Consider the following 12,090-nt stretch of genomic DNA (forward strand, 5'->3'; position numbering starts at 1 on the left):
TCCATGAAGCCCGTGCTCACGACTCCCTGACCAGCCCGACTGGGCAGTGTGCGTGGGCGATTACGGCACGGACCGAGCCGCCAAGGACCGCATGGTGGTGGTGAACGCCCAGGATCAGCAGGTCCACGGTCTTGCTGACACCGATGAGCGAGGCTACGGGGTCGCCCAACAGAACCTCGACCTCTGCTGACGTCGCCGGGTGCTTGGCGCGCAGCGGGGCGAGTTGTTCCTCCAAGCCCGCGGTCGCAGCAGCCACGAACTGCGCCCCCTCCACCCCTATTGTCTCAGGCACGACATGCACCACCCGGAGATGAGCCTTACGGAGCGCGGCCTCCCGAACCCCCCACTCCAGCGCGGACTGGTGCACCGGCCAGGTGCTGACCGCAACCGCCACCGTCCGCAGGCCACCGGTCTGGTGCGGAGTCGACGCCGCGGAGATCACGATCACCGGGCACTGCGCACGGACCGCAGCTGTCACGCTCGTCGAACCGACGAACATTCTCTCCAGCCCACTGAGCGAACGCCTGCCCACGACCAGCAGCCGGGCCTTGCCGCTCAGCTCGGTCAGCACGTCGCTGGGACGGCCAATCACAACTTCCGCGACAACCCGTTCCGCGGGCAGACCCAGGTCGGCCACGATGCTGGTTGCCTCCGCAATGATGGCCTCGCCGGCGCGCAGCAGTACGTCCCGGCTGGACACCAGGTCCCACAATCCTGTGATCGGCGCGGCTTCGTCGACGGCATGGACGATCCACACCTCCGCATCGCCCGCCAAAGCCTCCCGTGTCGCATACCTGACGGCACGCAGGCCGTCCTCTGACCCGTCTGCACCGACCAGGATCCGAGGACGCACGATGCCTTGCTCCGGTTCGCTCGCAGTCATGATTTGACCATTCTCCGTTCGCTCGGCGGCGTCAACCCCGCCTCGACCGGAGTGCCAAGAGCGAGCGACTCCTCGGCCGCCCGGTGGCCGGTGGTGAACTGGGTTACCTGCGCGGGGCAGCGACTGTCTAGGCCGCCTCAAGGGGAGCGGTTCCGCCGGGATACGTCTTCCCGGCGGAACCTCGGCGGCGGCGAGTCCCCAACTCCAGCCAACACCCGTTCTTGAGGCGTACCCACCTAGCGTGCTCCGGGCCATCTGAATGGCCAACGAGGTGAGGGCCCGTTCAAACCTCGATCGATGTAACCAAGTTCGCCCGGCCTCATTCAGCTTCCGTCCGCTACCTTCGGATTCAGGCCATCGGCCACACTGACCAGGGCCTTACTCGCTGGATCAGCAGATGTGATCGGGGTCCCAGCCGGAATGCCCTTGGCGCATGACGCCGGGATTGTGGACGCCGCCGAAACCCATGGCTTGCTGGCACATCCGGACGTGTTGGGCTTGGTCGCTGCCGGCCCCATGGGCCGGAGGCCGATCCTGCGCCGGCCAGCATCAGGAGCAGGCCCGCGGCAGTCATCGTGACGAGATGTCGCGTAGTGGTCATTTCGCACTCCGTTCGTCTGGCTCGGGGTCGAGCGTCACCGACCAGCGTGACTCGAGGGTGATCGGATCGGGCCCGGAACCTTGAAGAGTCGCTGGTGCCCGGGCGGCCCGGGGCAGGGGACGGCCCTGGGGCGGGTGGGATCGTCGCGGGCTTGACGGCGAGGGCAGCGCGGAGAATCGTCGAATCACAGAAGCGAGCCGGTTTCCCGGGCATCCTCAGAGGAGAGCCATGGCCACGGAAGACCACATCGGGAAGCGGGATCTGTCCTACTTCGGTATCCAGTCCAGTTGGGGGTCTCCAAGCATCGGGGCGGGAGGAAGGCCACCGAGCGACTGGTGGAGTTGTGCCGCATCACCCCCGCCAGCAGGGTCCTGGAGATCGGCTACCGGGTGGGCATCATCGCCTGCTACCTGGCCAAGAGGGTGGCTGCTCGCTCACCAGCGTCGACCTCAACAAGGAGATGATCACCTGGGCGAGGCAACGCTCCAAGCGCGAGGGTCTTGCCGATCGCATCACCTTCCAAGTTGCCGAGGCACAGGACCTGCCTTTCGGCAATGGCATCTTCGACGCGGTGATAGCGCCAAATCCGGCTGTCCCGCGGCGACCTCGTCCAATGCGTGGTCCGGCTGCGTGAGTTCGACCGGTTCGTTCGGGACTTCCTGCAGCGTCACCCCGCAGCTACCGTCGTCCATCTCGGTTTGCGGCCTGGACGCTCGGTTCCAGCGGGTAGACAACGGCCAGGTCCACTGGTTCGATCTGGACCTGCCAGACGTCATCGCTGCCCGCCGACGGTTACTCTCCGAGTCCGACCGCAATCGCTACCTTGCAGGTTCGGCTTTCGAGCCCGACTGGATGGCGCAGCTGGATCGTCTCGACTCTGAACCGGTCCTGTTCGTTGCCGAAGCGCTGCTGCCGTACTTCGAGGAGGCCCGGGTGAAGGACCTGATCCTCACCCTTGTGGAGCAGTTCCCCGGCGCCGAGTTGGTGGGCGACGTCTGTACTCCGCTCGCGGTGCGGATCGACAACCTTCACCTGCGCTTCACCCGCGCTGCGGCCCGCATGCACTGGGCCATGAAGGATCCGCGGGATCTCGAGACTTGGGGGCATGGCATCAGGCTCGTGGAGTCGTTCAGCTACTTCGACGACCCCGAGCCGAGGATGGGCCTCCCGTCCTGGTTCGGCCGCATCCCGGTCCTGGCCCACTCCACCAGCATCCAGCGCTACCAACTCGGAACCGCAACCGCACCGGCCAGCAAGAACTGGAGTGGGAACGGATCCTCCGCAGCCGATGGGGATGACGGCGTGAGGGGGCCATTGCTTAGGCGATGGTTTCGAAGACCGCGCCGCAGAGAAAGTCACCGCCGGGAAGTGTGAGCTCAGCTGGAGTGCTCGCGCTTGTCAGCGACAGCCGTCGACCAGGATGTCGAGGGTGTCGCCGAAGTCTTCGGTTGTGAAAGAACCGATTTGCTGGACGTTTCGAGGAGGGCGGCTGGCGGCACGAGCGCGGCCCCCGAGGGCGTGGCAGCGGTTCGGCCTCAACCGGCGCCGGCCTCGGTCGTCGGCAGCCGATCGGCGCCGTTCCTCGCCGCCAAACCGGGCTGGTTGTCCTCGTAGGACCGCGGATCTTCTATCGGCTCCATGTGCGTGAAGACCTGCGCGTGGTCGAACTCGGTGACCAGGCGGCTCTCGACGTCCTCGATCAGGTCGTGACCTTTCTGGATGGTCCAATCTCCGGGCAGCAGGACGTGCATGGAGATTAAGCGGGCGTGGCCGGCGACCCGGGTCTGGACGGAGTGGAACCGGACCTGGCGTGGATCGAAGTCGTCGAGGATCAGTTGCAGCCGGGCATGTTCCTCGGTGCTGAGCGCGCGGTCCATCAGCCCGTCCACCGATTGTGCGATCAGGTGCCAGCCGGTCCAGATGATGTTCAGGCCGACAAGGAAGGCAATGATCGGGTCCAGTTGCAGCCAGCCCGTCAGTGCAACCAGGAGAACACCGACCACCACACCGGCGGACGTCCACACGTCGGTCATGAGGTGCTTGCCGTCGGCTACGAGCGTGATTGAACGGTGCGCCCGCCCGGCCCGTCCGAGCACAACCGCGACGGCACCGTTGACCGCCGACGCCACGACGGAGATGCCGAGACCGATACCGACATTCTCCAGCGGGGCGGGATGCAGGAACCGTTCGACTGAGGTCCACAGGATGAAGCCTGCGGCGACGAAGATCATGATCCCTTCGATCGCTGCGGAGAAGTACTCGGCCTTGCTGTGTCCGAAGTGGTGCTTCTCGTCAAAGGGTTGCGCCGCCACCCCTAGGGCGATGAGGGCGACGATCGCCGCGACCAGGTTGACGACGGACTCGGCAGCATCCGAGAGCAGGCCGACCGAGCCGGTCAGCAGGTAGGCACCCGACTTCAGCCCGATCGTGAGGATCGCCGCAGCGATCGACAGCCAGGCGAAGCGCCTCAGGTCCGGCCTGGCTGCCGGTGGCGGGGGCTGTTGGGCGTCCATGGGTCGATGCTAGGCCTTCCAGAGTTCGAGGATGATTGAACGGCGTTCCTGGGCGGGCGCCGGGTGGAGCTTCTCCTCGGATGGAGCAGCAACGTGGGTGCCAGGGCAAGGGGTGCGGGTTCAGGTGAGGCTGAGCACGGCAAGGGTGGCGACGCTGGCGAGTACCAAGGCGATGATCACCCAGTAGCTGGATGCGGTGACCTTGCCGACGGCGTATCGGCCCATGAGTGTGCGGTTCTGGGCGATTCCTGACATGTAGTAGAGCAGTGGCAGGAGCAGGATCGCGTTGATTACCTGGGACCCGATGAGGATCGGGACGAGGGGGACGCCGGGGAGAAGGATCAGGCCGGCGCCGATGACGGTGACGGTGGCGAAGGTCCCGTAGAACAGGGGAGCTTCCTGGAGGGTGTCATCGAGCGCAGCTGGGCGGCCGGCGACATCACAGACGGAGTAGGCGGTGGATAGCGGCAGGATCGAGGCAGCGAGGAGCGCTGCCCCGATCAGGCCGACGGCGAAGAGTTCTGCGGCGAGGCGGCCGGCGAGTGGTTCGAGAGCGCGTGCGGCGGCTGAGGCGTCGTCGATCCTGATTCCGTTCGCGTGCAGTGTGGCGGCGCAGGCCACGACCACGAAGAACCCGATCACGCCGGTGAGGGCGGCTCCGGCGATGACGTCGATGCGGAGCAGCTTCAACTGTTGGGGGTTGATCTTCTTGTCGACGGCGTAGGACTGGATGAACGCCAGGCCCCACGGGGCAAGGGTGGTGCCGAGAGTGGCGGTGGCCAACAGCAGGGCGTCCTTGGTCGGCGGAAGGGTTGGGGTGACCAGCCCTTGGAAAGCGGCTCCCCAGTCCGGCCCGGAAAGCAGGCCGGCTCCGATGTAGGCCAGGAAGATGGCCGACAGGACCAGCAGAACACGCTCGACGCACCGGAAGCCGCCGCGCAGGACGAGCACTGACACGAGGATGCCGGCAGTGGGAACGGATACCCAACGGGGAATCCCGAAGATCTCGCCACCTGCCGCGATGCCTGCGAACTCGGCTGTCGTGGTGCCGATGTTCGCAAGCACGAGCGCCGATATGGACAGCATGCCGGCGCGCGCGCCGTAGCGCTGCCTGATCAGTCCGGCGAGGCCCTGCCCGGTGACCACACCGATCCGGGCGCCCAGATCCTGGAACAGAATGAGCGCAACCGTGGAGACCAGAAGTACCCACAGCAACTGGTAGCCGTAGGAGGCACCTAGAACGGAGTAGGTGGTGATGCCGGCCGGATCGTCGTCCGACAGGCCGGCGATCAGGCCGGGCCCGATGACGGCTGCAAGCGCCGTGATGGACGTGATCCTGCGCTTCCTACGGATCGGGACGTCTGTCGTTGTCTGCGCCATCTCAGCTGCCCACCTCGTGCTGCCATGGCCAGCGGCGGTCATGTTCCCGGGCCAGAATGTCGAGGAGGTCATCGGCAAGGATCCGCCCGATCGGGACACTCGCCCCATCAACGACCAGAAGGCCCGAGCCCCGGTTATCGGCGACGGCCTCGATGACCTCGCTGATGGGCGCGTCAGCGGTGATCGTGGCCGGCATTGCGCCGATCAGCTGCGAGACGGGCAGGTCCGGGTCAATGCCGAGGAGTTGCGCGGCTGAGATCTCGCCAACTGCCCGTCCGTCGGTATCGGTGACCACGACGAACCCGACCTGATCGGGACGACTCCGCGCAGCGGTCAGTTCGGCGATCGCCGAACTGGCCGTCGAATCAACGAGGACCTTGATCAGGTCAGACGTCATGATCCCGGCAGCGGTGTCCTCGTCGTAGGACAGAAGTGACCGCAAGGCGCCCAGGGATGCGGGCTCCATCGACCCGAGGATCTCCTCCCGTTCGTCAGTCTCGAGGTCCCGCAAGGCGTCGACGGCTTCGTCGAGCTCCATGTGGGACAGGATCGCTGCGGCACGTTCAGGTGTCCCGTCGCGAAGCAGCGCGACGGCGTCGTCATCATCCAGGACCTCGAGGGTGTCGGCTGCACTGTCCAGGTCGAGGTGGTGAAGCAGTTCGCGACGTTCGGACCGTCCCAGATCGTCCAGCAGGTCAGCGAGCTCTGCGGGGTTGAGCAGCCGCAATCCCTCCTGGGTCCGGTTGAGACGGAAGCTTCCCTCCGACACTGCGAGCGAGTGCACGCCGGCCCAGTCCAGAACCTGACCCGGGGTGGGAACGCGGCTGGGCCTCCCCGGCAGGGCTCGACGCAGGAACGAGCGCCAGGAAACGTCCACGCCAACGAGGTGCCACTGTCCGGCTGTCTTGGCCAGATACAGATCGGAAGCTCGCACGACCCGCACGTCAGCAAGATCGACGAGCTGGTGATCGATCACGTCGGCGACCAGAAGGATCTCACCGGCGCGCCGCTGGACGTCAACAAGATCGAACTTGCTCTTCGCGAGTTCGATGCGCCCCTGCTCCACACCCGCCACGTCCTCGCCGTGGAGCCAGCACGAACGGTGCCCGATACGGACCACGAACCCGGCGACGCGCGGATGCACGGCCTCTGCACGAACCACGACATCGGCGAGTCGCCCGACCAGTGATCCGTCCTGTGCCCGGACCGGGCGGCCCACCAGCCCAGCAACCGACACCAGGGAACCCGCAAGGGAAGCGATGGCCGGGCTGCGAGACCATCCGGGAAGGGGCCGGGGAAACGCCGAGGGAATCACCATTCGCAGCCCTCTCCTTCCGCCGACTCCAAACCCAGTCAACTATATCGCGTGACAGACAAATGGTTGCCGTGAGGCCGTCTTGTGGCCCGAACAGCGCCGCACACGATAGCGCCTCCAACCCGCAGGTCGTGATCCTGTCCGCACCAGTCGATTCATTCCACGATCCGTGGAATAGGCAAGGCAATCCTAACCATGATCCGGTATTTAGGTTAGCCATCCCTTGGTGGTGACCTTGGGTGTTTCGCGGGATGATTCGGGAATGAAGCCAGTCGATTGGGTCCGGCGTTATCCGGTGGTTGCGGCCACGATTATGGTCGGGTTGGTGGGCCTGGGACTGCTGCTTGCAGGGCTTACGGTGGCGTCGACGTGGTTGGTCGGTGGCTATGCCCTGGGGGTCGCCGGCTGGCAGGCGTGGTCGATGGTGCGGGATCTGCTGAACGGCAATTTTGGTCTCGACCTGCTTGCTGTCACAGCGATCACTGCCACCGTGCTGGTCGGTGATCACTGGGCCGCGTTGATCGTGGTCCTGATGCTGACCGGTGGTGAGGCGCTGGAGGATTATGCCAATGCCCGGGCGCACCGCGAAGTGTCGGCCCTGCTCGAGCGTGCACCGCGTTTTGCCCATCGTTCGACCGGCGACGGCAAGTTCGTCGAGGTCGCGATCAGTGAGGTCGTGGTTGGTGACCTGGTGATGGTCCGCCCGGGCGAGGTCGTTCCGGTCGACGGACTGCTGGAGGGCGAACCCGCCTCCTTCGATGAGTCATCGATCACCGGTGAGCCGCTGCCCGTGGAGCACGGTCTCGGCGACCAGGTGCTGTCCGGTTCGGTGAGCCAGCAGCGTGCAGCGCTCGTGCGGGCCACGGTTCCGGCCAAGGACAGTCAGTACCAGCAGATCATCGACTTGGTCCAGGCTGCGGCAGCCAGTAAGTCGCCGATCGTCCGGTTGGCGGATCGCTACGCCGTGCCGTTCACGCTTGTCTCGCTGGTGATCGCCGGCGTGGCGTGGTGGCTGTCTGGTGACCCGGTCCGTTTCGCGCAGGTACTCGTCGTCGCGACCCCGTGTCCGCTGCTGATCGCGGCGCCGGTGGCGTTCCTGGCCGGCATGAGCCGGGCCGCCGCCAACGGCGTGATCGTGAAGTCCGGGGGAGTGATGGAAACCCTTGCCCGCGTCCGTACCGTCGCGCTGGACAAGACCGGCACGATCACCCACGGCCACCCCGTCGTCGACATCATCGAACCCTCCGCCGGCACGAGCGCAGACGAGCTGCTTCGGATCGCTGCTGCGGCGGAGACCTATTCGGCTCACGTCCTGGCCAAGACGATCGTGCACACCGCCAGGGAACGCCATCTGCACATCCCCAGGGCAACCGGGGTCGAGGAGACCACAGCCGCAGGCATGACTGCCCGCATCCTGGAGCGGGCCACCGCCGTCGGGAACGCCGCACACGTTGAGAATGTCACCGGGCACAAGCCCCCCGATCTACCGGTCCCACCCGGGCACATCGCGATCCACGTGGGCACGACCCAGGGCTACCTGGGTCGGATCCTGCTCACCGACGAGGTGCGCAACAACGCCCCCGCCACCCTCCGTGCATTGCACTCCCTGGGGGTGCGAACGATTGCCATGCTGACCGGGGATGCCGCTGTCACCGCTGGCCACGTGGCTGCCCAGATCGGCATCGACGACGTCCGCTCCGGACTTTTGCCTGCGGACAAGGTTGCAGCGGTCGCCTCTCTTCCGGGCCGTCCGGTCGCCATGGTCGGCGACGGCGTGAATGACGCCCCGGTCCTGGCAGCGGCTGATGTGGGGATCGCCATGGGCGCAAAGGGCGCCACGGCGGCCAGCGAATCCGCCGACGTCGTGATCATGCTCGACGACCTCAGCCGGGTCGCCACCAGCATCGCCATCGCCCAACGCACCGTCCGGATCGCGCTCCAGGCCATCTGGCTCGGCATCATCATCAGCCTTGTCCTCATGAGTATCGCGGTCTGGGGAGTGCTCCCCGCCATCCTCGGCGCCACCCTCCAGGAATTCGTCGATTTGGCGGCGATCCTCATGGCCCTGCGCGCCGTGCGACCGGGCCGCGCCGAACGCGACCTCGCCAACCAGCTACGCGCCAACCCCGACACGCCGGTTCCCGCAGAAGCCCCCGTACTCCTTCACGCAACCTGACCCGGATTGCCATGGCAGATAGCGCAGGGATAGATCACAGCCTTCGAGCCGCATGGCTGTCGCTGCTGCTGATCGTGCCGTGCATCCTCTTCGCCCTCGCCGCCGGGGAAGGGATCATGCACCTGCTCGGATACGAGGCTGGGGCCGGCACCCCGCCATTCTGGGCTGCCGTGCTCGCCAGCACTCCCGCATTCCTGATCTGCGCGCTACCCATCATTCCCACGTGGCACTACGGCCACCGGGCACGTGGCGCCGGGATCCGGGGAGCCCTCCTGCCCTTCGGCATCACCGCGGGCATCCTTGTTGTATTCCTGCTCCTCAACACCTTTCCCCTGGGCCAGTGGCTGTACTGACCAGCCAGGTCAGGCAGGCTCCACAAGCACGTCGCGGCTTCTGCTGGAGCGACGCGGCTACCTCCTCTTTGGAGTCAGGTTTGTCCCCTTCGGTTGGCGGTGGCGTCCGACCCAATTTCGAAATGGTGGCGCTGAAGGGTGGCTGCTCGGCCCAAGGGCACCATCTGGTCGAACATGAAGGAAGACCCCTCAAGGTCTCGGGGTCGGCCACCACGGAACCAGCCATCCTGGAAGGAGCCAGCCATCCAGGACGGTCAGTACCAGGCTACTTCGGGTCGTACCACTGATGCCTGAGTGAGGCCGGCCAACCCCGCTGTTGGCGTAACACAGGCGTGACACGGTTTGCTCCCCATGGAGGCCGGGCATGGGATCGTGACCGCACAAGACAACTTACTGTCGGACTGCCCGTCGGCCGAAGCACTGATAACGAGCGCGCGTTGCTTGTCCCTGGTACGAGCGCGGGAGTTCTGTAGCCGATGTGCCCGGCGAGTGACCTTCCAGAGTAGAGGTGCAACTTCCCGCACCACCCCCACGCCACTCTGGTCCGGCCGCCGGTGGGACGGGGTGTCCTTCCAGCTTGCAGCGTCTTCATCGTCACAACAAGATGTCCGCACCAGATTGCGGGTGTCGCGACTTGGTGGCCCGGCAAATCTGACGCGTCAAGCGTCCCTACGGATGGGACACTGGGAGTACACCGTCACGTGCCACTGTATGGTGGGGTCCACGTTCGCATGAGGGTCGGAGAGGGGTGCAGCGGTGGGTGAGGAGCGCTTGCGCATCGGTGAGCTCGCGGCGGCGGCGGGGGTCAGCACGCGAACGGTCGATTTCTATACCAGTCGTGGGCTGTTGTCCCCGGCGGGGCGCAGTGGGGGCAATTTCCGGCTCTACGACCAGTCGTGCGTTGGGCGCATTGCGGCGATTCGTCAGATGGAGGCCCAAGGGATCCGGCTGGACGAGATCGCCCACGCGCTGACGTCTGCGGTGTCGGGTGAGCACGCGAAGTGCGTGGACCTTGCTGTGGGCCCCTGTCCGGCGGATCCGCTCGCACTGGAGCAGTACCTCAGCTCACTCGATGCGCAGGTGCACACCCTGCGTGAGACCGCCGGCGGCGTCGATGACGCGCACCGGGGTGCGGTTGGGGTTCTTGTGGCCCGCGCGCAGGTGTTGATCGCGACCGCACTGGCTTTGAGCACGGAACTGCTGCCCGCCGTACACCTAATTTCGTAACTTCGTCGATCTAGCTCGACGTCACGCACATCTACCGGAGGTTGAAATGTGGGAAATGCTCAAGAAGGCCTTCACGGGCGTCGCCGACGCCATCGGGATCGAGATCCCCGGACTGCCGGTTGACCTCGGTGGCGTCGGTGACGCCGCGACGACCGCGGTGCAGGGGTTGACCGAGTCGGCGACCGGGGTGGTCGAGGCCGCGACGAGTGCCACCGATGCCATCGGGATCGAGGTCCCCGGACTGCCGGTTGACCTCGGTGCCGTCGGTGCCGTCGGTGACGCCGCGACAACCGCGGTGGAGGGTTTGACCGAGACCGCGACGGGTGCCGCCGACGCGATCTCCGAGACGACGATCGGCGAGGTTCTGCCGAAGTAGGCGCGCCTTGGTTTGTTGTGGGTGATTTCTCGACCAGTCCTGGAGAGAGCGGCGGGGGTCAGGCTGCGATCTCGCGGTCGTGGGTCCCGCGGTTCGGGCGCACGGAGCGGTTCACCCACTGGTGGATGGTCGTGCTGATGGTGGCAGCGCTGCTGACTGGGCTCGGGCTGGACGAAGGGGGCATCATGTCCTGGGTGCATGTGGGTTCGGTCGTCCTGATCGGGCTCGGCCTCCTCCTGGCGGCCCTCCTCGGCGATCACCGTGCCTTGTATCGAGCGATACGTGCGCTCCTCATCATCGACCGGCGCGACGTTGTGTGGCTGCGCGACCGGGCGCGTCTGCCCGGCGATCGCCGGCCGGAGCCGGAGTGGGGGGTGTTCAATCCGGGTCAGAAGCTGTTCGCTTGGGCTTTGAGTTTGTCGGTGACGGCGATGATCCTGACCGGGGTCGGGGCGTGGTTTTCCCTCGCTGAGGCGGGAGATCTGCACGGGGCGTCGGTGGTCGCGACGGGCGTGCTGCTCAGCCTGCACCTGTTCATGGCGCTCGCGAACCCGTCCACGCGACCCTCGTTCATGGGCATCTTGTTCGGGCGCGTCAACCGGAGATGGGCCGCCGCGCACCACGGCGAATGGCTGCGCGCGGTCGACCAGACATCCCAAAACACCTAGGTGCACCTGCGCGGCGCCAGCACCATTCGCCTCTGGGGTACAACCCAACCGACAGTTCCGATAGCGTAGGCCGGCTCATCGGAGCCCACAATTGCCGTGCATCGGTGTGCCAATCCGCGTCGCGAAACCTGTCACCGCACACGCCCCCAAGCAATCAGCGGGTCGGCCCCGTTCGCCACCTCAGGGTGGCGGCGGCTTTGGGCAGCCTGCGCCTCGTTCTGAATACAGGCCTCGCCCTTGCTCAGCGCGCCGCACCTTCAGTCCCCAGCGTTGCAGGCGGAAGTGAGACTCGGGGCAGGCGGCCGAGGTCGCGCGCGCCGAACAAGGCCACCACCGCGGCGCCCGCGGCCAGGGTGAGAATCGGGAACCACCACGAGTCCGGCGCGATCACGGCCATGGACAGGTTCAGCCCTGCGTGGAGGAGCATGGGCCCGGCCATACTGCCGCGCCCAGAGTTCAGCAGCCACGCCGTGGGAATGACACTCTGATTTGGCCCCACTGTGACGGTCTGATCTGGCCCCGGCCGCGACACTCCGGGGTGGTTGTGACGGTCTGATCTGGCCCCACCTGACGCTGGTCGACGGCAAGTTCGTCGATG

General features: G+C 66.2%; 12 protein-coding genes. 7 read left to right on the forward strand and 5 right to left on the reverse strand.

Features of this window, described 5'->3' with window-relative positions; all coding sequences use genetic code 11:
- Window positions 1–16 precede the first annotated feature (16 nt).
- Window positions 17–883 carry a universal stress protein gene (locus ACFQQJ_RS17525; protein WP_377108549.1) on the reverse strand — a complete coding sequence of 289 codons (867 nt, stop codon included), beginning with the start codon at window positions 881–883 and terminating at the stop codon, window positions 17–19.
- A gap of 944 nt (window positions 884–1,827) precedes the next feature.
- Here ACFQQJ_RS17525 and ACFQQJ_RS17530 point away from each other — a divergent pair.
- Both ACFQQJ_RS17530 and ACFQQJ_RS17535 read left to right on the forward strand, forming a co-directional pair.
- Entirely contained in the window at window positions 1,828–2,118 is a 291-nt protein-coding gene (locus ACFQQJ_RS17530; protein ID WP_377108551.1) for a class I SAM-dependent methyltransferase, read from the forward strand.
- Window positions 2,115–2,858: a class I SAM-dependent methyltransferase gene (locus ACFQQJ_RS17535; protein ID WP_377108553.1), complete on the forward strand. Its 744-nt coding sequence runs from the start codon at window positions 2,115–2,117 to the stop codon at window positions 2,856–2,858. The genes ACFQQJ_RS17530 and ACFQQJ_RS17535 overlap by 4 nt, the downstream gene beginning before the upstream one ends.
- Before the next feature lie 161 nt (window positions 2,859–3,019).
- Here the strand turns inward: ACFQQJ_RS17535 and ACFQQJ_RS17540 are convergent, their stop codons facing one another.
- From ACFQQJ_RS17540 to ACFQQJ_RS17550, 3 genes are all read right to left on the reverse strand, one after another.
- Complete coding sequence (locus ACFQQJ_RS17540; RefSeq protein WP_377108555.1) at window positions 3,020–3,997, reverse strand: cation diffusion facilitator family transporter; 978 nt, start codon at window positions 3,995–3,997, stop codon at window positions 3,020–3,022.
- A 120-nt stretch (window positions 3,998–4,117) separates the two neighbouring features.
- The gene (locus tag ACFQQJ_RS17545) at window positions 4,118–5,377 is read right to left on the reverse strand and encodes an Nramp family divalent metal transporter (RefSeq protein ID WP_377108556.1); all 1,260 of its coding nucleotides are present in this window, start codon (window positions 5,375–5,377) and stop codon (window positions 4,118–4,120) included.
- 1 nt (window position 5,378) lies between these two features.
- Window positions 5,379–6,695, reverse strand: a complete 1,317-nt coding sequence (locus ACFQQJ_RS17550; RefSeq protein WP_377108558.1) for a magnesium transporter MgtE N-terminal domain-containing protein — start codon at window positions 6,693–6,695, stop codon at window positions 5,379–5,381.
- A gap of 259 nt (window positions 6,696–6,954) precedes the next feature.
- On the opposite strand from ACFQQJ_RS17550, the gene ACFQQJ_RS17555 reads away from it, so the two are divergent.
- From ACFQQJ_RS17555 to ACFQQJ_RS17575, 5 genes are all read left to right on the forward strand, one after another.
- Complete coding sequence (locus ACFQQJ_RS17555; protein WP_377108560.1) at window positions 6,955–8,868, forward strand: heavy metal translocating P-type ATPase; 1,914 nt, start codon at window positions 6,955–6,957, stop codon at window positions 8,866–8,868.
- A gap of 11 nt (window positions 8,869–8,879) precedes the next feature.
- Window positions 8,880–9,221: a hypothetical protein gene (locus ACFQQJ_RS17560; protein ID WP_377108562.1), complete on the forward strand. Its 342-nt coding sequence runs from the start codon at window positions 8,880–8,882 to the stop codon at window positions 9,219–9,221.
- Between the two features lie 756 nt (window positions 9,222–9,977).
- Window positions 9,978–10,448, forward strand: a complete 471-nt coding sequence (locus ACFQQJ_RS17565) for a MerR family transcriptional regulator (protein WP_377108564.1) — start codon at window positions 9,978–9,980, stop codon at window positions 10,446–10,448.
- Window positions 10,449–10,503: 55 nt separating this feature from the next.
- Window positions 10,504–10,824, forward strand: a complete 321-nt coding sequence (locus tag ACFQQJ_RS17570; RefSeq protein ID WP_377108565.1) for a hypothetical protein — start codon at window positions 10,504–10,506, stop codon at window positions 10,822–10,824.
- A 17-nt stretch (window positions 10,825–10,841) separates the two neighbouring features.
- Window positions 10,842–11,492 carry a cytochrome b/b6 domain-containing protein gene (locus tag ACFQQJ_RS17575; protein ID WP_377108566.1) on the forward strand — a complete coding sequence of 217 codons (651 nt, stop codon included), beginning with the start codon at window positions 10,842–10,844 and terminating at the stop codon, window positions 11,490–11,492.
- 241 nt (window positions 11,493–11,733) lie between these two features.
- Here ACFQQJ_RS17575 and ACFQQJ_RS17580 read toward each other — a convergent pair whose 3' ends face one another.
- Window positions 11,734–11,919 (reverse strand): hypothetical protein, encoded by a 186-nt coding sequence (locus ACFQQJ_RS17580; RefSeq protein ID WP_377108568.1) that lies wholly within the window; start codon window positions 11,917–11,919, stop codon window positions 11,734–11,736.
- Between the last annotated feature and the right edge of the window lie 171 nt (window positions 11,920–12,090).

This window comes from Propionicimonas sp. T2.31MG-18, from assembly GCF_964266745.1.
Classification (GTDB): domain Bacteria; phylum Actinomycetota; class Actinomycetes; order Propionibacteriales; family Propionibacteriaceae; genus Propionicimonas.